The organism is Rhizobium lentis, assembly GCF_014200175.1.
Classification (GTDB): domain Bacteria; phylum Pseudomonadota; class Alphaproteobacteria; order Rhizobiales; family Rhizobiaceae; genus Rhizobium; species Rhizobium mulingense.
Genome location: NZ_JACHBD010000001.1, coordinates 788,279 through 811,242 on the forward strand (window position 1 = coordinate 788,279; position 22,964 = coordinate 811,242).

The 22,964-nt window shown below is 61.1% G+C and carries 24 protein-coding genes and 1 pseudogene; 14 read left to right on the forward strand and 11 right to left on the reverse strand.

Going from position 1 to position 22,964, the window contains the following annotated elements; translation table 11 throughout:
• Position 1 precedes the first annotated feature (1 nt).
• Together GGI60_RS03855 and GGI60_RS03860 are read right to left on the reverse strand one after the other, a co-directional pair.
• Entirely contained in the window at positions 2-502 is a 501-nt protein-coding gene (locus tag GGI60_RS03855; RefSeq protein WP_183912464.1) for a YbjN domain-containing protein, read from the reverse strand.
• Positions 503-892: 390 nt separating this feature from the next.
• Positions 893-1,153 (reverse strand): accessory factor UbiK family protein, encoded by a 261-nt coding sequence (locus GGI60_RS03860; RefSeq protein WP_183912462.1) that lies wholly within the window; start codon positions 1,151-1,153, stop codon positions 893-895.
• A 203-nt stretch (positions 1,154-1,356) separates the two neighbouring features.
• Between GGI60_RS03860 and lgt the strand changes: the two genes are divergently transcribed.
• The 6 genes from lgt (at position 1,357) to GGI60_RS03890 (ending at position 7,344) form a co-directional block, all read left to right on the forward strand.
• Positions 1,357-2,205: a prolipoprotein diacylglyceryl transferase gene (gene lgt, locus GGI60_RS03865; protein ID WP_183912460.1), complete on the forward strand. Its 849-nt coding sequence runs from the start codon at positions 1,357-1,359 to the stop codon at positions 2,203-2,205.
• A gap of 17 nt (positions 2,206-2,222) precedes the next feature.
• Positions 2,223-3,323, forward strand: a complete 1,101-nt coding sequence (locus GGI60_RS03870) for a class I SAM-dependent methyltransferase (RefSeq protein ID WP_183912459.1) — start codon at positions 2,223-2,225, stop codon at positions 3,321-3,323.
• 110 nt (positions 3,324-3,433) lie between these two features.
• On the forward strand, positions 3,434-4,228 hold the full coding sequence (gene pgeF, locus GGI60_RS03875) for a peptidoglycan editing factor PgeF (protein ID WP_183912457.1): 795 nt from the start codon (positions 3,434-3,436) through the stop codon (positions 4,226-4,228).
• A 5-nt stretch (positions 4,229-4,233) separates the two neighbouring features.
• A complete protein-coding gene (locus GGI60_RS03880) occupies positions 4,234-5,385 on the forward strand; it encodes a M24 family metallopeptidase (protein ID WP_183912455.1) in 1,152 nt (383 codons plus the stop codon).
• 102 nt (positions 5,386-5,487) lie between these two features.
• Complete coding sequence (locus tag GGI60_RS03885) at positions 5,488-6,306, forward strand: hypothetical protein (protein ID WP_183912453.1); 819 nt, start codon at positions 5,488-5,490, stop codon at positions 6,304-6,306.
• A gap of 105 nt (positions 6,307-6,411) precedes the next feature.
• Positions 6,412-7,344 (forward strand): ribose-phosphate pyrophosphokinase, encoded by a 933-nt coding sequence (locus tag GGI60_RS03890; RefSeq protein ID WP_183912451.1) that lies wholly within the window; start codon positions 6,412-6,414, stop codon positions 7,342-7,344.
• A gap of 233 nt (positions 7,345-7,577) precedes the next feature.
• Here GGI60_RS03890 and GGI60_RS03895 read toward each other — a convergent pair whose 3' ends face one another.
• A complete protein-coding gene (locus GGI60_RS03895) occupies positions 7,578-9,116 on the reverse strand; it encodes a hypothetical protein (RefSeq protein ID WP_183912449.1) in 1,539 nt (512 codons plus the stop codon).
• Positions 9,117-9,490: 374 nt separating this feature from the next.
• On the opposite strand from GGI60_RS03895, the gene GGI60_RS03900 reads away from it, so the two are divergent.
• From GGI60_RS03900 to GGI60_RS03920, 5 genes and pseudogenes are all read left to right on the forward strand, one after another.
• Positions 9,491-10,105 (forward strand): 50S ribosomal protein L25/general stress protein Ctc, encoded by a 615-nt coding sequence (locus tag GGI60_RS03900; protein ID WP_183912447.1) that lies wholly within the window; start codon positions 9,491-9,493, stop codon positions 10,103-10,105.
• Between the two features lie 187 nt (positions 10,106-10,292).
• Positions 10,293-12,644, forward strand: a complete 2,352-nt coding sequence (locus GGI60_RS03905; protein WP_183912445.1) for an EAL domain-containing protein — start codon at positions 10,293-10,295, stop codon at positions 12,642-12,644.
• Positions 12,645-12,668: 24 nt separating this feature from the next.
• Positions 12,669-13,382 (forward strand): ABC transporter substrate-binding protein, encoded by a 714-nt coding sequence (locus GGI60_RS03910; RefSeq protein WP_183912443.1) that lies wholly within the window; start codon positions 12,669-12,671, stop codon positions 13,380-13,382.
• 77 nt (positions 13,383-13,459) lie between these two features.
• The gene (gene pth, locus GGI60_RS03915; protein ID WP_097604600.1) at positions 13,460-14,191 is read left to right on the forward strand and encodes an aminoacyl-tRNA hydrolase; all 732 of its coding nucleotides are present in this window, start codon (positions 13,460-13,462) and stop codon (positions 14,189-14,191) included.
• Positions 14,188-14,637: pseudogene (locus tag GGI60_RS03920) on the forward strand (N-acetyltransferase family protein); the annotation flags it as partial. The gene pth and the pseudogene GGI60_RS03920, both read left to right, overlap by 4 nt.
• Positions 14,638-14,649: 12 nt before the next feature.
• On the opposite strand, the gene clpS reads toward GGI60_RS03920, so the two are convergent.
• From clpS to GGI60_RS03935, 3 genes are all read right to left on the reverse strand, one after another.
• A complete protein-coding gene (gene clpS / locus GGI60_RS03925; protein ID WP_183912441.1) occupies positions 14,650-14,961 on the reverse strand; it encodes an ATP-dependent Clp protease adapter ClpS in 312 nt (103 codons plus the stop codon).
• A gap of 90 nt (positions 14,962-15,051) precedes the next feature.
• Entirely contained in the window at positions 15,052-15,450 is a 399-nt protein-coding gene (locus GGI60_RS03930; protein ID WP_183912439.1) for a type II toxin-antitoxin system VapC family toxin, read from the reverse strand.
• Positions 15,440-15,718, reverse strand: coding sequence for an AbrB/MazE/SpoVT family DNA-binding domain-containing protein (locus GGI60_RS03935; protein ID WP_097605064.1), 279 nt, complete (start codon positions 15,716-15,718; stop codon positions 15,440-15,442). The genes GGI60_RS03930 and GGI60_RS03935 overlap by 11 nt, the downstream gene beginning before the upstream one ends.
• A gap of 153 nt (positions 15,719-15,871) precedes the next feature.
• On the opposite strand from GGI60_RS03935, the gene ychF reads away from it, so the two are divergent.
• Complete coding sequence (ychF, locus tag GGI60_RS03940; protein WP_183912437.1) at positions 15,872-16,975, forward strand: redox-regulated ATPase YchF; 1,104 nt, start codon at positions 15,872-15,874, stop codon at positions 16,973-16,975.
• 18 nt (positions 16,976-16,993) lie between these two features.
• On the opposite strand, the gene GGI60_RS03945 is transcribed toward ychF, so the two are convergent.
• Positions 16,994-18,073: a hypothetical protein gene (locus GGI60_RS03945; RefSeq protein ID WP_183912435.1), complete on the reverse strand. Its 1,080-nt coding sequence runs from the start codon at positions 18,071-18,073 to the stop codon at positions 16,994-16,996.
• A 195-nt stretch (positions 18,074-18,268) separates the two neighbouring features.
• On the opposite strand from GGI60_RS03945, the gene GGI60_RS03950 reads away from it, so the two are divergent.
• Positions 18,269-18,757 (forward strand): MaoC family dehydratase, encoded by a 489-nt coding sequence (locus tag GGI60_RS03950; protein ID WP_183912433.1) that lies wholly within the window; start codon positions 18,269-18,271, stop codon positions 18,755-18,757.
• The gene (locus GGI60_RS03955) at positions 18,754-19,221 is read left to right on the forward strand and encodes a MaoC family dehydratase (RefSeq protein WP_183912431.1); all 468 of its coding nucleotides are present in this window, start codon (positions 18,754-18,756) and stop codon (positions 19,219-19,221) included. Before GGI60_RS03950 ends, GGI60_RS03955 begins: the two co-directional genes overlap by 4 nt.
• A 23-nt stretch (positions 19,222-19,244) precedes the next feature.
• Here the strand turns inward: GGI60_RS03955 and GGI60_RS03960 are convergent, their stop codons facing one another.
• The 4 genes from GGI60_RS03960 to petA form a co-directional block, all read right to left on the reverse strand.
• Entirely contained in the window at positions 19,245-19,787 is a 543-nt protein-coding gene (locus GGI60_RS03960) for an adenine phosphoribosyltransferase (protein WP_097578578.1), read from the reverse strand.
• A 263-nt stretch (positions 19,788-20,050) separates the two neighbouring features.
• Complete coding sequence (locus GGI60_RS03965) at positions 20,051-20,935, reverse strand: cytochrome c1 (protein WP_183912429.1); 885 nt, start codon at positions 20,933-20,935, stop codon at positions 20,051-20,053.
• A gap of 25 nt (positions 20,936-20,960) precedes the next feature.
• Positions 20,961-22,241 (reverse strand): cytochrome b N-terminal domain-containing protein, encoded by a 1,281-nt coding sequence (locus GGI60_RS03970; RefSeq protein WP_183912427.1) that lies wholly within the window; start codon positions 22,239-22,241, stop codon positions 20,961-20,963.
• A gap of 14 nt (positions 22,242-22,255) precedes the next feature.
• Positions 22,256-22,834 carry a ubiquinol-cytochrome c reductase iron-sulfur subunit gene (gene petA, locus GGI60_RS03975; protein WP_183912425.1) on the reverse strand — a complete coding sequence of 193 codons (579 nt, stop codon included), beginning with the start codon at positions 22,832-22,834 and terminating at the stop codon, positions 22,256-22,258.
• Between the last annotated feature and the right edge of the window lie 130 nt (positions 22,835-22,964).

The following is a 22,964-nucleotide window of genomic DNA, read 5'->3' on the forward strand; positions in this document are numbered from 1 at the left end:
GTTATGCCTCGCCGACCGTTTCGAACAGCACGGCTTCCATTGCCTTGGACGCATCCATGCCGGACCAGACGACGAACTGGAAAGCCTGGAAATAGGCCTCGCAGGTGTCGAGCGCGCTGGAAAGCAGCACCTCCACCTGGCGGTTGGTCGGCTCGGCGCCGCCGGCAAGCAGCAGCGACTGCCTGAAGATGACGACGTCTTCCTGGCGCCAGAGGTCGAAATGCCCCATCAGCACCTGACCGTTGATCGCCGAGAGCAGCTTGACCACCTCGTTGACCCTGATGTCGGGGACTTTGATATCGAATGCGCAGCCAAGATGCAGCGCCTCGAATTCCTCCATCCAGGAGAAGGAGACATGATAGTCCGTCCAGCGCCCCTCGACCGTCATCGCGATCTCGTCCTCGCCGGACCGTTCGAACGACCAGTCATTGTTGGAGGCCACGTACTCGATCATATCGACCGGGTTCGACTGACGCTCGACTTCCAATTCCATCAGGTTCATGCAGCACCTTCTTGACCGGAATGAATGCGACTTAACTTCGTGTACGAACACAAGAAAGACACACTCAAATACCGGAAACTACCACCGGATGATCGTTGAACCGCTGCCAGACTTAACGCAGATAACCTGCCCGGAGCTTACCAAGTCGCTTCGAATCATCATTTAAAATCAGTGTATAATGACCCTTGCCACCTGCCAGCCCCCTGAGAGGAAAATACGGACGGGCCGTTGTGGAAAGCTCTTCGAAACTCAATTCAGAAGGGAGAATAAGCGACTCTGCGAATTGGCTTTTTTGGCAGTGTCCACAGGTGGAAAACTCACCTGGAATTTTTTGTGACAGACGCGACGTGTGACATGAAGGCAACGCCGCGTCTGCACCATACCGGGATATCAGTGGCCCTCGCCGGCAAGCTTCGCTTCCAAAGCCGTGATGCGGGCGGCAAGCGCCTCGTTTTCGTCGCGTGCCTTGATCGCCATCTCGCGCACGGCCTCGAATTCCTCGCGCTTGACGACGTCCATGCTGTTCAGCCAACGCTCGGCCTGGGCGTTGAAAGCCGTCTCGATCTCCTTGCGGACGCCCTGGGCAGCACCTGCCGCGTCGGTCATCAGCTTGGCGAACTCATCCATGATGCGGTTCGTTCCGGTCGTCATGGCGTTTTTCTCCCTTCGCATGCGGTGAATCCGGCCCTTCAGGGCCTTGAAGACTGAGGTAGGGCTTCGCCATCGGCGATGCAAGCGCTTTGCACGGGATAGTCCTCGCCGGGCCGGGCTGTGAAAGCGAGATCACGAACAATGGACTTGACCGTCCGGGATCGCAGCGGCATGTTCCGCCGACTTCAACGGATGGGAAAACCTTGCCGATAGCCGCCGATCTCCTTGCCATCATGCCTTTCCCGGACATCGATCCGATCGCCTTTTCGATCGGTCCGCTGGCGATTCACTGGTACGGTCTCGCCTATGTCGCCGGCATTCTGCTCGGCTGGGCCTATGCCCGCCGCATCGCCGCCAATGACAGCCTTTGGCCTGACAACGCGTCGCCGATATCAAGGGTGCAGCTCGACGATTTCATCGTCTGGGCAGCTCTCGGCGTCGTCCTCGGCGGTCGCCTCGGCTATATTTTCTTCTACGATCTTACAGCCGTCCTGCATGAGCCCGTGCGTGCGGTTCAGATCTGGAACGGCGGCATGTCGTTCCACGGCGGCCTGGCCGGTACGACGATCGCCATGATCCTCTTTGCCCGCCGCCACGCCATTCCGATCTGGAGCCTGTTCGACATCGTCGCCACGGTCGTTCCCTTCGGCCTGTTCTTTGGCCGCATCGCCAATTTCATCAATGGCGAGCTCTGGGGCCGCTTGACCGACGTGCCCTGGGCCGTGGTCTTCCCGACCGGCGGTCCGTTCGCCCGCCACCCGAGCCAGCTCTACGAGGCCGGCCTCGAAGGCATCGTTCTGCTTCTGGTTCTGGCCGCCCTCGTCTACGGCATGCGGGCGCTGAAAACCCCGGGCTTCGTCACCGGCGTCTTCGTCTGCGGCTATGCGCTGTCGCGCATCTTCGTGGAATTCTTCCGCGAGCCCGACGCCCAGCTCGGCTACCTCCTCGGCACCACCTGGATGACCATGGGCATGGTTCTCTCCTCGCCGATGATCCTGCTCGGCCTCTGGGCGATGCTGCGCGCCCGTCGCCAGGCTGCGTTGCAGCTCTGACACGGCGGATAAACGACATGAACACCGCTCTCGGCGAAAAGATCAAGGCGATCATCCAGGCCAACGGCCCGATCAGCGTCACCGATTATTTCTCGCTCTGCCTGGCCGATCCCGAACATGGCTATTACCGCACCCGTGAGCCCTTCGGCCGCTCCGGCGACTTCGTCACCGCGCCGGAAGTTAGCCAGATCTTCGGCGAAATGATCGGCGTCTTCATCGTCCATGCCTGGCAGCGTCATGGCACGCCGGCGGATGTGCGCCTCGTCGAGATCGGGCCCGGCCGCGGTACGATGATGGCCGACATGCTGCGCGTCATCGCTCGCATCGCCCCACCGCTTTTCGACACCATGAGCGTGCATCTTGTCGAAACCAGCGAGCGTCTGCGCGACGTCCAGAGCCAGACGCTCGAAGCCTATGGCGAGAGAATCGCCTGGCACGACGGCTTCGATGAAGTCCCGCCCGGCTTCACCCTGTTCGCCGCCAATGAATTGTTCGACGCGATCCCGATCCGCCAGTTTGTCCGCACGCAGACAGGTTTCCGCGAGCGCATGGTCGGGCTCGACGCAGACGGCGAGCTGACCTTCGCAGCCGGTGTCGCCGGCCTCGATCCCGCGCTGCTTCCCGAACCGGTGCAGAACCTGCCGCTCGGCACGCTGTTCGAGATTTCCCCTGCCCGCCAGGCGGTGATGATGGCGATCTGCGAGCGGCTGCGCGCCTTCAGCGGCACGGCGCTTGTCATCGACTACGGCCATCTCGTCACCGGCTTCGGCGATACGCTGCAGGCCGTGCGCATGCATGAATTCGACCCGCCGCTTGCCCATCCCGGCGAAGCCGATCTGACGAGCCATGTCGATTTCCAGCAGCTCGCCGAGACGGCGCTGACATCAGGCCTGCATCTGAACGGCGCCGTGCACCAGGGCGACTTTCTGACCGGCCTCGGCATTCTCGAGCGCGCCGCTGCTCTCGGGCGCGACCGCGAGCCGCAGACCCAGCAGGTCATCCAGACGGCAGTCGATAGACTTGCCGGCGCCGGTGAGGGCCGGATGGGCGAACTCTTCAAGGTCATGGCCGTCTCGCACCCGGCCGTCGATCTCATGCCCTTTCGTCCGGTGGATTGACAGGGCGCACGCGGCTGAGCCAACATCCCCGCGAACAGCAACTTGAAGCGCGCCGCCGATGCGATGCGCTCGGGACAATAACAAACCTCTCGAAAAGCCCGGAATCACAGATGCAGGACGCGGCCTCTCCCGCACCGATCGAAAGCGTGCTGCTGAACGAAGCGGCTGGCACCGCCATCCGCCACGGTTATTTCACCCGCGCTGGCGGCGTTTCCGAAGGGATCTATCGCGGTCTCAATGTCGGCCTCGGCTCCAGCGACGAGCGGGGCAAGGTGATGGAAAACCGCCGCCGCGTCGCCGCCTGGTTCGATCTGCCGATCGAGCGGTTGGCAACCGTTCATCAGGTGCATTCTCCCGATGTCGTGACGATCGGCGCCGACTATGACGGCGCTCGCCCCGATGCCGACGCAATGGTGACGGCAGTCCCCGGCATTGTGCTTGGCGTGCTGGCCGCCGATTGCGGCCCAATCCTCTTTGTCGATCCCGAAAATCGCGTCATCGGCGCCGCCCATGCCGGCTGGAAGGGTGCGCTGACCGGCGTGCTCGAAAACACCATCGCAGCCATGGAAGCCCTGGGTTCCGACCGCGGCAGCATACTGGCCTGCCTCGGCCCCTCGATCAGCCAGGAGAGTTACGAAGTCGGACCGGAATTCGTCGATCGCTTCATCGCCGAAAATCCCGATTACGAGCGGTTCTTCATGCCTTCGGCAACGCCGGGCCACGCCATGTTCGATCTGCCGGCACTGACCATCGACAGGCTGACCCGGGCCGGCGTTCGGGCCGAAAGCCTCGGCCTCTGCACCTATCCGGACAGCGAGCGCTTCTTTTCCTATCGCCGGACGACGCATCGCAAGGAGCCGGACTACGGCCGCCAGATTTCAGCGATATCAATCAGGGAGACTTGATCAGAATGGCACTGCACTTCGAAAAGGCCGAGTTCGCAAGCCGACTGGCGCGCCTCACCGAGAAGATGAAGGAAGAAAAGCTCGACGCCCTGCTGCTCTTCGCCCAGGAAAGCATGTACTGGCTGACCGGCTACGACACCTTCGGCTACTGCTTCTTCCAGACGCTCATCGTCAAGAGCGACGGCAGCATGGCGCTGATCACCCGCTCGGCCGATCTTCGCCAAGCCAAGCACACATCGATCCTTGAGGATATTCATATCTGGGTCGACAGGGTCAATGCCGATCCGACGCTCGACCTGAAGAACCTGCTGGTCGAGATGGATCTGCTCGGCGCCCGCATCGGCGTCGAATATGATACGCACGGCATGACCGGCCGCGTCGCCCGCCTGCTCGACGCGCAGCTGACCACTTTCGGCCAGATCGTCGACGCCTCCTATCTCGTCAGTCGTCTTCGTCTGATCAAGAGCCCGACCGAGGTCGCCTATGTCGAACGGGCTGCAGAGCTCGCCGACGACGCGCTCGACGCCGCGATCCGGCTGACGAAACCGGGCGCCGACGAGGCCGACATCCTCGCCGCCATGCAGGGAGCGATTTTTTCCGGCGGCGGAGACTATCCCGCCAACGAGTTCATCATCGGCTCCGCAGCCGACGCGCTGCTCTGCCGCTACAAGGCCGGCCGCCGCAAGCTCGACGCCAATGACCAGCTGACACTCGAATGGGCCGGCACCTACGCGCATTATCATGCCGCCATGATGCGCACGATCGTCATCGGCGAGCCGCTGCAACGCCATCGCGAGCTCTACAATGCCTGCCGCGAAACCATCGAAGCGATCGAGACCGTGCTGAAGCCCGGCCACACCTTCGGCGACGTCTTCGATATGCATGCCAGGATCATCGACGACCGCGGCCTCGCCCGCCACCGGCTGAATGCCTGCGGTTATTCGCTCGGCGCCCGCTTCTCGCCCTCCTGGATGGAGCATCAGATGTTCCATGTCGGCAATCCGCAGCCGATCGAGCCGAACATGTCGCTCTTCGTGCACATGATCATTGCCGATTCCGATACGGGAACCGCGATGACGCTCGGACAGACCTATCTGACGACGGCGGATGCGCCGCGCGCATTGTCTCGTCATCCGCTCGATTTTATCGGCCGTTGAAACCCGGCATTGACGGATGAGAATCCGGAATTGACAGACGACCATCCCCGCCCGCATAAATTCGGGCGGGCTGATGCGATTGTAGGAAGGACGGATTACGGGATGACGCGAGCTGCGACTGCGCCCACGCTCCTGTTCGTCATGGCCCTGCTTACCGCCTGCAATACCACCGACGCGCTGACGCCGCAGGTCGGCATCGGCGATCCCTCCGGAGTCGCGCCGTCAAGCCCGGTGACCCAGCGTGAGGCCGAAGGTTTGGCGGGCACGCGTCAACCGGTTTTCGCCGCAGGCTCGCAGCCGAATGGCTATCATCCCGCCTATAATCAATCGCCCGGAGCCTATCGGCCCGGCAGCGGCGCCCCGCCGACAACGATGCAGGAACAGGCCGACGCCCTGTCGAGGAACAGCACCTCGCCCGCTGCCTCCGCCCCGATCGAGGGACAGGCGCTGCCGCCGGCGGCCACCGGTCCCGGGTTTCAGGCGCAGACCAGTCAGGCGCTCGACGCGCAGCCGCAGCAGACCGCCGCCCTCACGCCCGGCGCCTCTTCCGCCCGCGGCAATACCGTGCGCTTCCTGCCGATCATCGGCGCGCCGGTGCAAGCCGTCACGCCCCTCTCGCGCCAGCTTGGCGCCGAGGCGCGGGCGCACGGCCTTTCCATCAAGAGCTCGAACGATACGAGCAGCGACTACATCCTCAAAGGCTATCTCTCCGCCTTCAGCGACGACGGTAAAGTCACCGTGGTCTATGTCTGGGACATTCTCGACAGTGGCGGCGCCCGCCTGCACCGCATTCAGGGGCAGGAAAGCGTACCGACGGCCGCGGCCGACCCCTGGGCCGGCGTTCCGGCTTCGGTGATGCAGCAGATCGCCTCGAAAACCATCGCGGAATTCACCTCTTGGCGGCAGGCACAGGGCGGTTAGTCACAAACTTTTTGCAAATATGGAAGCCTGTGGCGCCTTTGCCCTTGCATTCACAGGGAAGCTGACTAAAAAGCGCGGCTATCAGCGCATAACAGGCGGACCAACATGAAGGTTTTCGCAGGCAATTCGAACCGGCAACTCGCCGAAGCGATCTGCAACTATCTCAACGTTCCCTTGGGGAAAGCCAGTGTCCGAAGGTTTGCCGATCAGGAAATCTTCGTGGAAATCCAGGAAAACGTCCGCGGCGAGGACGTTTTCCTCGTACAGCCCACGTCCTATCCTGCCAACGACCATTTGATGGAACTGCTAATCATGATCGACGCTATGCGTCGTTCGTCTGCCCGCCGCATCACCGCCGTCCTCCCCTATTTTGGCTATGCCCGCCAAGACCGCCGCGCCTCCGGCCGCACACCGATTTCGGCCAAGCTCGTCTCGAACCTGATCACTGAAGCCGGCGCCGACCGCGTCATGACGCTCGATCTCCACGCCGGTCAGATCCAGGGTTTCTTCGATATTCCGACAGACAATCTTTACGCGCTGCCGGTCCTGACGCGCGACATCAAGAGCCACTATGACCTCAGCAACGTCATGGTCGTCTCGCCTGACGTCGGCGGCGTCGTTCGCGCCCGTGCGCTCGCCAAGCGGCTGGACTGTCTTTTGTCGATTGTCGACAAGCGTCGCGACCGGCCGGGTGAATCCGAAGTCATGAACATCATCGGCGACGTTACCGGCAAGGACTGCTTGCTGATCGACGATATCGTCGATTCCGGCGGCACGCTCTGCAATGCAGCCGATGCGCTGCTCGCCAAGGGCGCTTCCAGCGTCACCGCTTATATCACCCACGGCGTGCTGTCGGGCGGCGCCGTCACCCGCGTCGCATCGTCCAAGCTGCGCGAACTTGTCATCACCGACTCGATCCAGCCGACGACGGCCGTGCAGTCCGCCCATAATATCCGCGTCGTGACGACCGCTCCGCTGATCGGCGAAGCCATCAGCCGTACGAGCCAGGAAGAATCCGTCTCCAGCCTCTTCGACTAAAAAGAGCCGGCGTTCGACCGGCTCTTTCAATTTCTGCATGAGATGAACCAGCGATTGCCGGGTTTACCGGGGAAGGCGCGCGAATGGCTGGCTGTCAATTGTCGCCAAGCCGCACTCCCGAAGCCGGATTAAGCCGCCGTGCCGAACATTGGTCTTGCTGACGGCAGGTGACGTCAAACGCAAAAAGGCCGGCACGACGCCGGCCTCTTACGTTTCTGTTTCCATTGAACCGCTCAGGGCTGCTGCGGCGCAGGTTCCGCGTCCTGACCTTGATCCAATTCCTGCTCCTGGCCCGGCTCCAGCCCCTGATCCCCCGGACCGTCCGGTCCCTTGATCTGCTGGCCATTGACCGCCACGGAACCATCGCGGCTGACGCTGATGTCCCAGCGCGAACGGCCGTCGGGATCGGTCTTGGCGAAGCCCTTCGCCATCATGATGCCGAAGGAGACCTGGTTGAGATCGGGATCCGTCTTGGCAAGCTCCTGAACCGCGGCGATCGTCTTGTCGAGATCGCGGGCAAGGATGATCGCCTCCAACGAATAGTCCTTCTCGGTGTCGACCCGACCTTCCATCCTGCCCGTCATGTCGACGTCATAGACCTGCGATTTGGCGCTGATCTTGGGAAAGTCGATGGCGACCCCGCCGTCGCGGAAGAGCTTCTTCGCCATTTCCTCGCCGGCCTTCTTCGGCGCCCCATCGTTGACATCCAATTTCATGAGGGCGTCACCAAAACTAGCAAAATCGAGGTTCGGAACGGCAAGCTGGATATCGAAATTGGTCGGCATGAAGGACGCGTATTTTGCCGGCATCAGCGGCGTGTCGAGGCTGATCTCCTGCGCGTTCATGCCGAAGCCGAAACGCATGGCGTCGCTCGGCCCTTCGATGGCGAGGTTGTAGTTGAATGCCTTGGCACCGCCCTTGCCCATCTCGTTTGTGACGGACAGGTCGTTGACCCCGATCGTCTCGCTGAACAAGGTCAGAAGCGGAAACGCCTCCTTCGCTATTGTCTTTATCTTGTCGGTATTTTCCGGGCTCAATTCCTTCTCATCGGCATGGTCGAGCACGAAGAAGACCACGTCGCGGATCTGCTTCGCCGGCAGGCCGTTCACCTTGGCATCGACATCGATTGAGCCGGCACGAATTTCGATGGGCGGCATTTGCAGGCCGGAAACTTGCTCGACAAAACCAGACATCGAGGCGCTGCCGACAAAATCGATACGTCCGTTGCCGCCTGCACTGTCCGTCGAACTCAGCTTTTGGTCCATGCTGGCGATGGCGGCATGAACTTCCTCGGTTTCAGACTTGCTGGCGACCTTGACGTCCTTGACCGCAAAGGTGCCTGAGCGCAGATAGCTGATTGCCGGGTCGAAAACACCGCTATAGACGATCGAAGCGATGGAATAGGTGAAATTCGTTGTTTTCTGATCCGGATCTTTAAAATGCCCGGAGACGTTGAACCTGTCGTCGCCTTCGATGTTCCAAAGCCCATTGTCGAGCGGCGTGGCGAATGTCGAGAACGGGGTAAGGCCGTTGATCGTGAAGGTCGCCGGATCCACTTTTGCAAGCAGCTTCGCCAGATCATAGATGATCTCGTAGCGCGTGCCCGCCGGATTGACGGTGATGAAGTCGCTCTTCGCCAGATCATCGGGAAGCAACTTTGTCAGAGTGTCCCTGACGGTGTTGGCGCCATCCTGATTGATCTCCACGGCCTCGGCCGTGGTAAAAACGCAAAGGGCAAGCAAGCTCGTTGCCGTGACAAGTTTGAGACGCATAGTCTGGTTTCTCCTCAGCCGCTTTTGAGCGGCCATCCAAAGATGCGAAGCGCCGCGATGTCAAGCCAAGTGGCCTCGGACGGACGCGGTTTTGAAGTGATTTCATGAGGTTCGTATCTTTGAGCCGAAGCCCGCCGCACGCTGGTTGCTATTGCCGGGCTCATTCGTAGATATGGCCGGTAACGCCTGCGGGGACGGCAGCCTCGCCGCAATCGGCAACTTGCGTTTACGAGCGACTTATAATATAGGCCACCGGTCCGCGTAGACACCCTTGGAGGCAACGCGGATGAGGCTGGGGAAACCCGCCTCCGGTTCGACGGAACAAGGCTCCTGCCCGCCGCCGGACTCTCCAAATAACCTCGAAAGGAATAGCCATGAGCCAGGAAACTTACGAGCTCAAGGCCGAGGCGCGCGAACGGGTTGGTAAGGGGTCCGCCCGTGAACTTCGCCGCAACGGTTTGATTCCCGCTGTCATCTATGGTGACAAGCAGGCCCCCATTGCCATCGCTCTCAACACCAATGAGGTGACGAAGCGCATTCATGCCGGCGGTTTCATGACCACCGTGGCAACGATCGAAGTCGACGGCAAGAAGTACAAGGTTCTGCCGAAGGACTACCAGCTCGATCCGGTCCGCGATTTCACGATGCATGTCGACTTCCTGCGCGTCTCCGGCAACACCCAGGTGAGCGTCGAAATCCCGGTTCACTTCACCAATGAAGCGAAGTCCCCGGGCCTCAAGGTCGGCGGCGTACTGAACATCGTCCGCCACTCGGTCGAAGTTCACTGCCCGGCGGATGCGATCCCGGAATTCTTCAACATTGACCTCAGCGGCAAGAAGATCGGCGACAGCATCCATATTTCGGATGTCACCCTGCCGAAGGGCGTGACTCCGGTCATCGACCGCGACTTCACGATCGCGACCATCGTCGCTCCGGCGGCCGGCGTCGACGAGAGCGCAGTGGAAGCTGAAGGCGAAGGCGAAGCCTGATCGCTTCGACCAATTTGTAAAGCATATGGCCCGCCTTCCCGTGAACTGGGGAGGCGGGCTTTTCGTTGCCCGCAAGGCGTTTCAGCAACATTTAACGTATTCGTGAAAGCATGCCCCGTCAGCTGCGATGAAGCCGGCCCGAACGCGCGACAGCAAATATGGCCGGTCTGGGGGAGAAGACGGAACCATGAACAATTCCGTTGAGAACAGGTTTTTTGGGATTGTTTGCGGAGCGCTGCTTGTTTTTGTCGCTCCTCTCTTTGTTCTCTTTCTTTTTCTTTCCTCGGAGCGAGCCGACAAGGAAATACGCGACCATATCTCGATTCTTCTTGTCGCCAATGCCCAGGCACTGGCAAAGCCTCTCTGGGACCTCGATGAAGAAAGCGTCACCCAGATCAGCGCGACGGTCGTTTCCCAGGGCGCCATCGTCAAGGTCGAAGTGCGCGACCAATCCGGCCAGCTCGACGTCAGCCAGTCCACCATTCCGCGCTCCTTCGATGGCAAGCTCGTGCAGGTGTCGCGCGCCATCATCTACAACACCATCGATGGCCCGAAGAATCTCGGCAGCATCAGTGTCTACTATCCCGCCCTCGGCCTGTTTTCCGGCCTGAAGCAGGAAGAGGTCGTCTTCATTTCGATCTTCATTTTCGCGGTTCTGACCGTTTTCGGCACCGCACTGATCGGCAACCGCTTCTTCGTCATCCAGCCGCTGATGCGGCTGACGGCGGCGATCGAGGCGACCCGTCAGCTCGGCTCCCGCCATCACGTCGATTGGCAGTCGAACGACGAGATGGGACGGCTTGCCCGCAGCTTCAACGAGATGCAGACCAAGCTCGAAAGCGAGGAGAAGGAGCTGAAGCTCGCCCATCGCCGCGCCACCGATATATACAACCTCACCCCCGCCATGCTCTTCTCGCTCGACGAGGAAGACCGCATTACCGCCGTCAGCGATTATTGGCTGCTTACCACCGGTTATAATCGCGCCGCCGTCATCGGCCGCAACTTCGCCGATCTCGTCACGGCAAACACCCGCGACAAGTTCGTCAAGCGCCGCCGGGCCGAGAGCGGCATGGCGGTTACCGTCAAGTTCGTCTGCCTGGACGGCCGCCCCATGGACGTCCTTATCATGGAATCGGAAGCCGGCGCCGGCGCTCACGATCGCCTCTCGCTGTCGGTCATGACCGATGTGACCGAGCTCAAGGCTTCCGAGGACCGCAACCATCGGCAGGCAATCACCGATCACCTGACCGGGCTTCTCAACCGCCAGGGTTTTGAAGCCGTGCTCGACAGCAAGATCGCTGCGGCAGACGCCGCCGGCCAGGAGCTCGCTTGCCTCTTCGTCGATCTCGACCGCTTCAAGTGGATCAACGACAATATGGGCCATGCCGCCGGCGACAGGGCATTAATCGAGCTGGTTGCCCGCCTGAAGACCCATCTTGCTCCCTTCGACGAGGCAGCTCGTCTCGGCGGCGACGAATTCGCCATCCTGCTGCCGGCGAAGGACGCCGAAAGGCGCGCCAAGGCGATGTGCGAGCAGATCGCCTCGATCTTCGAAACGCCATTTGCCCCGGACATGCATCTGAGCGCCTCCATCGGCATCGCCATCTATCCGCATCACGCCGCGACCGCGGCCGAGTTGCTGCAAAAATCCGACATGGCGATGTATGCCAAGAAGCGCGACGGCAAGAATGGAGCACAGCTCTTCAACAATGCCATGCTCGACCGCGCCCGCAGCCGCGCCGAGATCGAGGCCAATATCGAAGCCGGCCTCGTCGACAACTGGTTCGAGGCCTTCCTGCAGCCGATCGTCAACTTGAACGGCCGCGGTATTGCCGGTTTTGAAGCGCTGATGCGCCTCAACCATCCGCAGAAGGGCTTGATGCCGCCGGCCGAGATCATCAGCGTCGCCGAGGAGACAGGAAAAATCGTCCGCGTCGGCAACATCATCATGGAAAGGGCGATCTCTAATCTCGCCAAGATTTCCCGCATATCAGGCATGCAGGATACCTATCTCGCCATCAATTTCTCGCCGCTGCAGTTCGATCCGGCTCTGCCGGCCCGGCTTGCCGCCATTGTCGGTCGCCACGGCATCCGCCCCGAACGCATCGTCGTTGAAATCACCGAAGCCGTGCTGATGCACGATAACCCCGAGATTCGCATGATCGTCACCGAGCTTCGCCGCTTCGGCTGCCGCATCGCGCTCGACGATTTCGGAACCGGCTATTCGTCGCTCAGCTACCTCAACCGCTTCCCTGTCGATATCATCAAGATCGACCAGTCCTTCACCCGCGCGATCAACGACGGCGACGATGACGTCCGCCAGAAGAGCCGCATGCTGATCGAAGGCATCACCACGCTGTCCCACAAAATGAACTGCACCGTCATCGCCGAGGGCATCGAGACTGAAGAGGAATGCCGCACGCTCCACCAGATGGGGCTGGACTATGGCCAAGGCTACCTCTTCCATCGCCCGCAGCACGCAGCCAAGCTCATCGAGGAACTGATGGCTCCGCAATCGGCCGTCGCGCGCGCCTCGTAAACGAAGAACGAAGGAGATGATCCGATGAAAAGGCTCCTGCTTCTCGCATGCCTGGCGTTGCCCTGCGCCGCCCATGCGCAGACAATCAATTTCACGACCGAGGATTACGCCCCCTTCAACTATCGCGAAGGCAAGGAGATCAAGGGCGCGACCGTTGAGCAGGTCGAAAAGGTGATGGCGGCGATCGGGGTCGACTACGCGATTGAGGTCTTGCCCTGGGCGCGCGCTTTCGGCCTCGCCCGCACGGCGCCGATGACCTGCGTTTTCGCCACCGCCCACAACAGCGCCCGCGACCCGCTGTTCAAATGGATCGAGCCGCTACTGATCGATCGCAATATCCTGATCACCCGCAAGGGCTCGGGCGTCACCGCCGGCAATCTGGACGAGGCGAAGAAATATACGATCGGCACGCAGCGGGAGGACTACACCGAGACGATCCTGAAGGAGAAGGGCTTCCCCAAGCTCGATGTTGCCAGCGACTTCAACGCGACGCTGCGCAAGCTGCTGAGCGGCCGCATCGACATGATGCCGATCTCCGAACTCTATTACGACAAGCTGAAGGCCGATCAGCCGGTGGAGATGGTGACGGTGCTCTCGGCCCAGCCGATGGGCATTGCCTGCGAAAAGAGCTTTCCGGACGATCTGCGCGCCAAGATGCAGGCCGCGCTCGACAAGCTGATCGCCGATGGCGACCAGAAAAAGATCTTCCTGAAATACGGCATGAACCTGTCGGACTGATGCTGCCCTTTCCGCTTGACATTGCGCGGTTTTCCGGGTGGTGAACAGCGGGAAAGCTTAAGCGAGGAAGACAGGCAATGCTGATCATCGCGGGTCTCGGCAATCCCGGCGCCAAATACGCCGGCAACCGTCACAATATCGGCTTCATGGCCGTTGACGCCATCCATCGGCGCCACAGCTTTTCGCCCTGGTCGAAAAAGTTCAGGGGCGAGATCGCCGAAGGCGAACTCGCCGGCGAGAAGGTGCTGCTGATCAAGCCCCAGACCTATATGAACCTCTCCGGCGAGGCCGTCGGCGAGGCGATGCGCTTTTACAAGCTCCAGCCCGCCGACCTTGTCGCAATCTATGACGAGCTCGACCTTCCCGCTGGCAAGGCGCGGCTGAAGACCGGCGGCGGCCATGGCGGCCACAACGGCATCAGGTCGCTGGACGCCCATTGCGGCAAGGAATACCGGCGCCTGCGCCTCGGCATCGGCCATCCCGGCGTCAAGGAAATGGTGCAGAACCATGTGCTCGGCGATTTCGCCAAGGCCGACAGGGACTGGCTGGAACCGCTGCTCGACACGCTCGCTGACAATGCCGAGATGCTGGTGCGGAACGAGGATTCGCAGCTGATGAACAAGATCGCGCTGGCGCTCGGCGGCCAGGCCGAGGAGGAAAAACCGCGCCGAGAAAGTAAGGATGGCGAAAAGAAGCCGGCCGGCCAGTCGCATATCCGCCAGGCCCGCAGCAGCAATCAGCCGAAACTCCCCGCCACCGGGCCGATGGCCGAGATGCTGAAGAAGATGTTCGGCAATAAGGGGGAATGAGGCCGGTGCCGGACCATGATTTCGCCATCCGCCCCGCAACTGCCGGCGATCTTCCGGGACTGGCCGTCCTCTACCGCCATTTGAACCCGACAGATCCCGTTCTTGACACGGCCATGGCAGAAGAGCGCTTCTCCGCTATCCTCGCCCATCCCGGCATGACCGTCTTCATTGCCTTTGCCGGCGATGTCGCCGCCGCCACCGCCACGCAGATCGTCGTGCCGAACCTGACGCGGGGCGGCGCCTCCTATGCGCTCATCGAAACGTCGTCACCCACGCCGAACGCCAGGGTTATGCCGGCGCCGTCATCGGTCATGCGGTAGAGCAGGCCTGGAAGGCCCGGCTGCTACAAAGTGGTGCTGCTGACCGGCTCCAGGAATCCTGAGACGCTTCGCTTCTACGAGAATTGGGGCTTCATCCAGGACAAGACTGGTTATCAGATCCGCCGAGCCGCAGACCGGTTATTCCTCGGGCTCCGTCGTGAACATCAACGGAAAGCCCATCTCCTTGGCAAGGTCGATGCCCTCCTTGGCCTTTGTCTCGGCAATGTCCTTGGCGCAGACCACGACCACGCAGGAGCCGAGCTTGTGCGCCGTCATCATCACTCGATAGCCGGTCTCCTCGCTCATGCGGAAGACAACCTTCAGGATCACGATGACGAATTCGCGCGGCGTATAGTCGTCGTTGACGAGGATGACCTTGTAGAGCTTCGGCTTGTCCAGCTTCAACTTCACCTTGGTCTTCGGCTTCAGGGCAACGTCGTTGTCACTCATCGGAAATTCTACCGGTTGATGACATGAGAAAGCAGAAAAATATCCGCGGTAATATATTGCACCCCCGGTACGGCAGTTCAATGATGGATATCACTCCGCCGATAGCAGCAAGCAAGCCCGCCCGGCACTTTCGACGATCGCGGCGGCCTTTCTGTCGAAGGTCGCGAATATTTCGCCGCCAAGCCTGCGGCCTTCGAAGACGATGACGCCATCGGCGAAATCCCCGCCGGCATCGAGGAAGGACAACCCAGCCTCGATAGCTGCTCTGTCGTAGACGACCTTCCTGTCCGATATCAGCAGCCGGATGGTCGCTGATATCTCGGAGGCGCTCTTGCGATAAATCCGGCCGACGACCCAGACGAACTCGCAAAATGTCAGGCTGGAAACGAACAGCCTTTCGGCCTCGCGCATCAATATCCTTGCACGTTCCGTTTGCTTCGGGTCGTCGTCCACGGCCGCCCGCACAAGCACATTCGTATCAACGATCATCGCCGCTGCCAACCTCGCCTGCCCAGCCTGCTCTTATGGCCTCGTCGATCTCCTCGAGCGTCGCATGGATATTCTCGTTGTTCCTGAGGCTTCCGAAGAAGCTTTCGATCGAGCCGGCGGCGGGCGGCGTTTTTACCGCAGCGACCTCGACTTTGCCACCAGGCAGGAGATCGACATCAATCTTGTCGCCGGGCCTGATCCCGAGGTGCTGAAGCACCTCCTTTTTCAGGGTGACTTGCCCCTTTGCCGTCACTGTCAGGGTCGCCATGTTCGATATGTCCTTTTTTCTGAAGGTAAGGCTAAATCGCCTTACCTTCAAGCCGGGCGCCATTGCTTTTTCGATTCATACCGCGAACCCTTGACCCGAGCCGACCATTCCCGCATAGGCAGGGCAAAGTTACCAATAGATATGGATCAAGCCATGGGCTTCAAATGCGGCATCGTCGGTCTGCCGAACGTCGGCAAATCGACCCTCTTCAACGCGCTCACCAAGACGGCGGCGGCACAGGCGGCGAATTATCCCTTCTGCACCATTGAGCCGAATACCGGCGAAGTCGCCGTACCTGATCCGCGCATGCGCAAGCTTGCCGACATCGCCAAGTCCAAGGAATTGATCCCGACCCGTATCTCTTTCGTCGATATCGCCGGCCTGGTGCGCGGCGCCTCGAAAGGTGAAGGCCTCGGCAACCAGTTCCTCGCCAACATCCGCGAAGTCGACGCGATCGTGCATGTGCTGCGCTGCTTCGAAGACAGCGACATCACCCATGTCGAGGGCCGCATCAACCCCGTTGCCGATGCCGAGACGATCGAGACCGAGCTGATGCTCGCCGACCTCGAAAGCCTGGAGCGCCGCACCGAGCAGACGCGCAAGCGCGCCACCGGCAAGGACAAGGAGTCGATGGCGATGCTGCCGATCATGGAAGCGTCGCTGAAGCTGCTCAATGAGGGCAAGCCAGTGCGCACGCTGCTGTCGACGCTCGATACCGAGGAGATCGCCACCCTCAAGGGCCTCAACCTCCTGACGTCGCATCCGGTGCTCTATGTCTGCAACGTCGCCGAGGGCGATGCCTCGACCGGCAATGAATTCACCGAAGCGGTGGCCGCGATGGCCAGGGAACAGGGCGCCGAAACCGTCATCATCTCGGCGGCGATCGAAGCCGAAGTCGCCCAACTGGCCGAGGAGGAAGCCAAGGAATTCCTGTCCGCCCTCGGCCTTGACGAGGCCGGCCTCGACCGCCTGATCCGCGCCGGCTACAAGCTGCTCGACCTCATCACCTATTTCACCGTCGGCCCCAAGGAAACGCGCGCCTGGACGATCGAGCGCGGCACCAAGGCGCCGCAGGCCGCCGGCGTCATCCATTCGGACTTCGAGCGCGGTTTCATCCGTGCCAACACCATAGCCTATGACGACTACATCAAATTCAACGGCGAAGTCGGCGCCAAGGATGCCGGCAAGGCGCGCGACGAAGGCAAGGAATACGTCGTCCAGGACGGCGACGTCATCCATTTCCGCTTCAATACCTAAATAAAAGAGGCTGCCGCCTTAACCCGGCGGCAGCCTGTTTGCGATGGTCGGCGGCAGTGCCCTGAGCACCAGTCGTCGAAGCGGCATCCAGCCGGTGCCGATGATCAACACAATCGCACCGACAATAATCAGCGTCGTGAAGATGTAGGTGTCGACCGTGGCGCTCCCCTGTCGGAAGACGCTGAAGATCGCAACGCCGAGCGACAGCAGCCCCGAAGTGACGAAGGCGCGCCGGTCGATGATGAGACCGATCAGCATCAGCATCGCCACCGTCGCGACGACCACAGGTGTCCGCGACGACATGTTCGCGACGTCGAGGATGCGAACGTCTTCCCCGAACGACAGCAGGGAAACAGTGCTGTAGAGCAGGGCTGGCGCCGCGCCGAGATGCAGCCAGAAAGCGATATCCGAACGCGTTGTCCGCCGCAGCCGGTCGCCAATATCGAAATATAGCGCCACCGCAAACAGTCCGAGCGCGCAGACGAGGGCAACCTGCGCCAGCACGATGGGATGATCGAGGAAAAACGCCGGATTGCCGCTTGCCCACTGTACCACGCGCAAAAGCAGGGTGAGGACGAAGGCAAGCGCCGACATGATCGAGAGCGCCAGCGAAAGCGGTACCCGGTAGCGGGCATAATAGGCGCCGAGAATGATCGGGAAACCGGCGACGAACTGCGTCGCCTCCGCTCCGAAGGATGTAGCGGTCGGCGTCCACGGCGGAAAGAATCGCGACATCAGCAGGCAGGTCCAGCAGAACAGCGCGATCGTCAGGCTAACGGCTGGCAGAGCGAGCCGCTGGCGGCGCACCAGGATTTCCGAAAGGACGATGGTCGCGGGAAGCACAGCATAAAGTGCCGAAAGCCCCCAGAGGCCGCCGAGCCCCACGACGACGCCGATGGTGATCAGCACGTCGTGAAACCCGCGCACGAAGCGCGGCGTCTCCGTGTCCGACCAGGCCAGCCCATCGGAGGCTGACGGCTGCGGCTCGACAACCGCCACGCCGCGCGCAGTCAGAAAAGGCAGAAGCCGCCCGCCCGCCTCCTGTGAAATCAGCCCCTGGCGCGCCGCCTCGTCGAGTATCGACTTCAGTTCCGTCATGCCGGTTTATCTCCCCGGAATCATTGAGCCCGCGCGGATGCTATTGTAAGCATTAGAGCATGATGCCGAAAAGTGTGAGCGGTTTTCGGGCGACATCATGCTCTAACTCTTTAATGTAGAACAGGATTCAGATTTTTAGGGCCGATTCGGCCTAAAATCATCCTGTTCTAGGCGCTGCATATGACGGAGGAGCGAATGTCGGCGGAAAAGCTTTCCTTCGAGGATTTTGAGCCCGGCCGCCGCTTTCCCCTCGGCCCGAAGCTGGTGAGCGCCGGGGAGATCATCGAATTCGCCAGCGAATTCGATCCGCAGCCGATGCATCTCGACGAGGCTGCTGGCCGCGCCAGCATTCTCGGCGGTCTCGCCGCCTCCGGCTGGCATACGTCCGCGATGCTGATGCGCATGATGGCCGACAGCTACATCCTGAACGCACTCTGCGAGGGTGCGCCCGGCATCGATCTGATGGAATGGCGAAAGCCGGTACTGGCCGGCGACACGCTGCAGGGCCACTCGACGGTGCTTGAAGCCCGGCCGATGCGCTCGCGGCCCGGCATCGGCATTGCCAAGTTCCGCCACGAAGTGGAAAATCAGCGCGGCGAACTTGTTTGTCTCTCGGAAAACTCGGTCATGATCCGCATGCGCCCTGCCCCAGGCATCAGCATGAGCCCGGAGATTACAGCATGAGAATGTCCGAACTTTACGCCGTCGGCGAAAAGGCCGTGATCGGCAGCTACGTCTTCACCGAGGAAAACATCATCCACTTCGCGACGCGCTACGATCCGCAGCGTTTTCACGTCGACAAGGAAGCCGCCAAGGAAACCCTGTTCGGTGGTCTTTGCGCCTCGGGCTGGCACACCACCGCCGCCTGGATGCGCACCTTCCTCGCCTTCTGGAAACGTCAGAGCGTCGCCCTCGCGCAGAGAGGACTGGCGGCACCGAACCTCGGCCCTTCGCCGGGTTTCCAGAAACTGCAGTGGCTGCGGCCGATCTTCCCAGGCGACGTCGTGACGTACTCCGTTGCCCTCCTCTCCAGCCGGCCGCTCGCGTCGCGGCCGGGCTGGCACCTCAACACCATCCTTTGCGAAGGCGTCAATCAAAACGGCGATCCCGTCATGCGCTTCGAAAGCGGCGTCCTCGAATACGACTGAGGCCGCCAGCAACGAGGGCGGGCTCAGTGTCCGGAAAATTCGACCAGCGTGTGCACGCTGACGCCGAGTTCTTCCAGCTTCCGGCGGCCGCCGAGGTCGGGCAGATCGATGACGAAGCAGGCGCCGACCACCTCCGCGCCGATCTGACGCAGCAACTTCGTAGCCCCGACAGCCGTGCCGCCGGTGGCGATCAGATCGTCGACCAGGATCACTTTCTCGCCGGGCTCGATCGCATCGCGATGCATCTCCATCTCGTCCACGCCATATTCCAGGCTGTAGGCGATGCGAACAGTGTCATGCGGCAGCTTGCCCTTCTTCCGGATCGGCACGAAGCCCGAGGAAAGCTGATGCGCCACCGCGCCGCCGAGAATAAAACCGCGCGCCTCCATGCCGGCAATCTTGTCGATCTTCGTTCCCGCATAGGGCTGCACGAGTTCATCGACCGCCCTGCGGAAGGCGCGGGGATTGCCGAGCAGCGTGGTGATGTCACGGAAAATGATTCCGGGCTTCGGATAGTCTGGGATGGAACGGATGCTGGCTGCGAGCTCCGACGTCGTATTGTCCATGGAAAGTCCATATCTGCGAGGGCATGAAACGGCCCGCACCCTACTGCATAATTCCTCAAATCGAAATCGATTTAGGGATAAAATTATCCGGCAGTTCAAGGCGCTACGGCGCCCTTGCGCGTCAGAAAAGACGCGCGTCGCTGCAGTGCATGACCTGGGCGTGCAAGCGGCTTTCGGAGACGATCCGTCGGCCGGGCCGATGGAATCGCCGGCCACAAAAAAGGCGGCCCGTGGGCCGCCTTTCGAATTCAGACAAGGAGCGCTCAATGCTCCTTGTTGGCGTAGACCGAGCGCTTCGTCAGGTAGATCAGCACCGTGAAGATCGCCAGGAAGATCATCACCATGAAGCCGGTGCGCTTACGCTCCTCCAGATGCGGCTCTGCGGCCCACATCAGGAAAGCGGAAACGTCCTTGGCATACTGGTCGACGGTCGCCGGCGCGCCGTCGTCATAAGTGACCTGGCCGTCGGAGAGCGGCTTCGGCATGGCGAGAACGGCGGCAGCATGGAAATACGGGTTATAATGCGCGCCCTGCGCCACTGCGAAGCCGGCCGGCGGCTCTTCATAGCCGGTCAGAAGCGAATAGATGTAATCCGGGCCGCTTTCCTGATACTGCGTGAAGATGTCGAAGACGAATTGCGGGAAGCCGCGCTCGACTTCGCGGGCCTTGGCGATCAGCGAAAAGTCAGGCGGAGCCGCACCGTTGTTGGAAGCGGCCGCGGCTTCAGCATTGGCGAAGGGCGACGGGAAATGATCCGAAGGCACGGCCTTGCGGCTAAACATTTCCCCGGCCGAGTCCGGACCGTCCTGAACTTCGTAATTCGCCGCGAAAGCCTTCACCTGTGCCTCGGAATAACCAAGCTCGTCGAGCATGCGGAAAGGCACCAGGCTCATCGAATGGCAGGCCGAACAGACTTCGGTGTAGACCTTGAGGCCGCGCTGGAGCTGAGCCTTGTCGTAATGACCGAACGGGCCGGCAAAGGTCCATTCCTGCTCCTTCGGCTCCTTCAGCGGATAGTGCGGCGTCGCACCTTCCTCGTGATGGGCGGGGGCGGCGCCATTCGCAGGAGCCGCTTCCTCAGCGAAAGCGGCGCTGCCGAGCAGGGCGGCGACGGCGAGCGGCAGAATGCTTGCAACAAGCGTTTTCATGGTTCTATTCCCTTCCGTCGCTCGCTTAGGCATTGGCCGCCGCACCGGCAGCAGCAGTCTTGTTGCGCTTTTCGAGCACCGCTTCGGTGATCGAGTTCGGAATGCGGCGCGGTGTTTCGACCAGGCCGAGAACCGGCATTGCGACTAAGAAGAATGCGAAATAGAGAAGCGTGCAGATCTGCGAAACGATCACGTAGCTGCCCTCCGCCGGCTGTGAGCCGAGCCAGCCGAGGATGATCGCGTTAATCACGAACAGCCAGAAGAACAGCTTGTACCAGGGGCGGTAGACCGCCGAGCGAACTTTCGACGTATCGAGCCAGGGCAGGAAGAACAGCACGATGATCGCGCCGAACATCACGAGAACGCCGCCGAGCTTGGAGTCGATCGGGCCGATGTTGAAGGTGATCGAACGCAGCATCGCGTAGAACGGCAGGAAGTACCATTCCGGAACGATGTGAGCCGGCGTCTTCAACGGGTCGGCCGGGATGTAGTTGTCGGCGTGGCCGAGGAAGTTCGGCATGTAGAAGACGAAATAGGCATAGACCAGCAGGAAGACCGAAACGCCGAGCGCATCCTTCATCGTCGCATAGGGCGTGAAGCGCACGGTATCGGTCTTGGTCTTGACCTCGACACCCGTCGGGTTCGTCTGGCCGGTGACGTGCAGCGCCCAGATGTGCAGGACGACGACGCCGGCGATCATGAAGGGCAGCAGGTAGTGCAGCGAGAAGAAGCGGTTCAGCGTCGGCTGTTCGACGGCAAAGCCGCCGAGCAGGAACTGCTGGAGCGATTCACCGATCATCGGGAAGGCCGAGAAGAAGCCGGTGATGACGGTCGCGCCCCAGAAGGACATCTGGCCCCAAGGCAGGACGTAGCCCATGAAGCCGGTCGCCATCATCAGCAGGTAGATGACCACGCCGAGGATCCAGAGGATTTCGCGCGGCGCCTTGTAGGAACCGTAATAGAGGCCGCGGGCGATATGCAGGTAGACGGCGACGAAGAAGAAGGATGCGCCGTTGGCATGCAGGTAGCGCAACAGCCAGCCGTGGTTGACGTCGCGCATGATCTTTTCAACGGAATTGAAGGCGATCGCGGTGTCGGCGGTGTAATGCATGGCGAGCACGATGCCCGTCAGGATCTGCACGACCAGCATGACGGAGAGCATGGCGCCGAACGTGTAGGCATAGTTCAGGTTTCTCGGAACCGGATATGCCACGAAGCTGTCATAGACCATGCGCGGCAGCGGCAGGCGCGCATCGACCCATTTTTCGAAGCCGGTTGATGGTTCGTAGCTGGAATGGCCACTCATGAATCAGTCTCCCCTCAACCGATCTTGATTTTGGTATCGGACACAAATGAAAAGGTCGGAATCGCCAGGTTCTCGGGCGCAGGACCCTTCCGGATGCGGCCGGCCGTATCGTAGACCGAGCCATGGCAGGGACAGAACCAACCATTGTATTCGCCGGCCTGGCCGAGCGGAACGCAACCGAGATGGGTGCAGGTGCCGATCATCACGATCCAGTTTTCCTTGTCCTTGCCCCCGGAGCGGTCGACGCCTGTTGCCTGAGCGTCGGCAGGAAGGTTTGCGTTGCGGGCCACCGGATCCTTGAGATCCCCGAGCGGAACATCGGCTGCGGCTTTCACCTCTTCCGGCGTGCGGTTGCGGATGAAGATCGGCTTGCCGCGCCATTTTACCGTCAAAGACATGCCGGGCTCGAGGCTTGCGACATCGACTTCGATGGAAGCCAGCGCCAGCGTCGAGGCGTCCGGGCGCATCTGATCGATGAACGGCCACGCAACCGCAGCGGCGCCGACAGCGCCAGCCATACCGGTGGTGAGATAAAGGAAATCACGGCGAGTGGGCTCTGTCGAAGCCCCGCTTGTCGTTTCGTGTTCGCTCACGGCTTAACCATCCTCTGCGCAATTATCGCGGAATTCCGCCCTGCCCCCTCTACCAACGAATCCCTCTGGACACAATTCGGCCATAGATTCCCCGGCAATCCGGCGCGTTCTAAGCTTGATCGCAAATTAT

Bases quoted from the DNA above. Each gene is read 5' to 3' on its own strand.
- GGI60_RS03855 (WP_183912464.1), bottom strand. From the start codon at position 502: ATGAACCTGATGGAATTGGAAGTCGAGCGTCAGTCGAACCCGGTCGAT.
- GGI60_RS03860 (WP_183912462.1), bottom strand. From the start codon at position 1,153: ATGACGACCGGAACGAACCGCATCATGGATGAGTTCGCCAAGCTGATG.
- GGI60_RS03870 (WP_183912459.1), top strand. From the start codon at position 2,223: ATGAACACCGCTCTCGGCGAAAAGATCAAGGCGATCATCCAGGCCAAC.
- pgeF (WP_183912457.1), top strand. From the start codon at position 3,434: ATGCAGGACGCGGCCTCTCCCGCACCGATCGAAAGCGTGCTGCTGAAC.
- GGI60_RS03880 (WP_183912455.1), top strand. From the start codon at position 4,234: ATGGCACTGCACTTCGAAAAGGCCGAGTTCGCAAGCCGACTGGCGCGC.
- GGI60_RS03885 (WP_183912453.1), top strand. From the start codon at position 5,488: ATGACGCGAGCTGCGACTGCGCCCACGCTCCTGTTCGTCATGGCCCTG.
- GGI60_RS03890 (WP_183912451.1), top strand. From the start codon at position 6,412: ATGAAGGTTTTCGCAGGCAATTCGAACCGGCAACTCGCCGAAGCGATC.
- GGI60_RS03895 (WP_183912449.1), bottom strand. From the start codon at position 9,116: ATGCGTCTCAAACTTGTCACGGCAACGAGCTTGCTTGCCCTTTGCGTT.
- GGI60_RS03900 (WP_183912447.1), top strand. From the start codon at position 9,491: ATGAGCCAGGAAACTTACGAGCTCAAGGCCGAGGCGCGCGAACGGGTT.
- GGI60_RS03905 (WP_183912445.1), top strand. From the start codon at position 10,293: ATGAACAATTCCGTTGAGAACAGGTTTTTTGGGATTGTTTGCGGAGCG.
- GGI60_RS03910 (WP_183912443.1), top strand. From the start codon at position 12,669: ATGAAAAGGCTCCTGCTTCTCGCATGCCTGGCGTTGCCCTGCGCCGCC.
- pth (WP_097604600.1), top strand. From the start codon at position 13,460: ATGCTGATCATCGCGGGTCTCGGCAATCCCGGCGCCAAATACGCCGGC.
- clpS (WP_183912441.1), bottom strand. From the start codon at position 14,961: ATGAGTGACAACGACGTTGCCCTGAAGCCGAAGACCAAGGTGAAGTTG.
- GGI60_RS03930 (WP_183912439.1), bottom strand. From the start codon at position 15,450: ATGATCGTTGATACGAATGTGCTTGTGCGGGCGGCCGTGGACGACGAC.
- GGI60_RS03935 (WP_097605064.1), bottom strand. From the start codon at position 15,718: ATGGCGACCCTGACAGTGACGGCAAAGGGGCAAGTCACCCTGAAAAAG.
- ychF (WP_183912437.1), top strand. From the start codon at position 15,872: ATGGGCTTCAAATGCGGCATCGTCGGTCTGCCGAACGTCGGCAAATCG.
- GGI60_RS03945 (WP_183912435.1), bottom strand. From the start codon at position 18,073: ATGACGGAACTGAAGTCGATACTCGACGAGGCGGCGCGCCAGGGGCTG.
- GGI60_RS03950 (WP_183912433.1), top strand. From the start codon at position 18,269: ATGTCGGCGGAAAAGCTTTCCTTCGAGGATTTTGAGCCCGGCCGCCGC.
- GGI60_RS03955 (WP_183912431.1), top strand. From the start codon at position 18,754: ATGAGAATGTCCGAACTTTACGCCGTCGGCGAAAAGGCCGTGATCGGC.
- GGI60_RS03960 (WP_097578578.1), bottom strand. From the start codon at position 19,787: ATGGACAATACGACGTCGGAGCTCGCAGCCAGCATCCGTTCCATCCCA.
- GGI60_RS03965 (WP_183912429.1), bottom strand. From the start codon at position 20,935: ATGAAAACGCTTGTTGCAAGCATTCTGCCGCTCGCCGTCGCCGCCCTG.
- GGI60_RS03970 (WP_183912427.1), bottom strand. From the start codon at position 22,241: ATGAGTGGCCATTCCAGCTACGAACCATCAACCGGCTTCGAAAAATGG.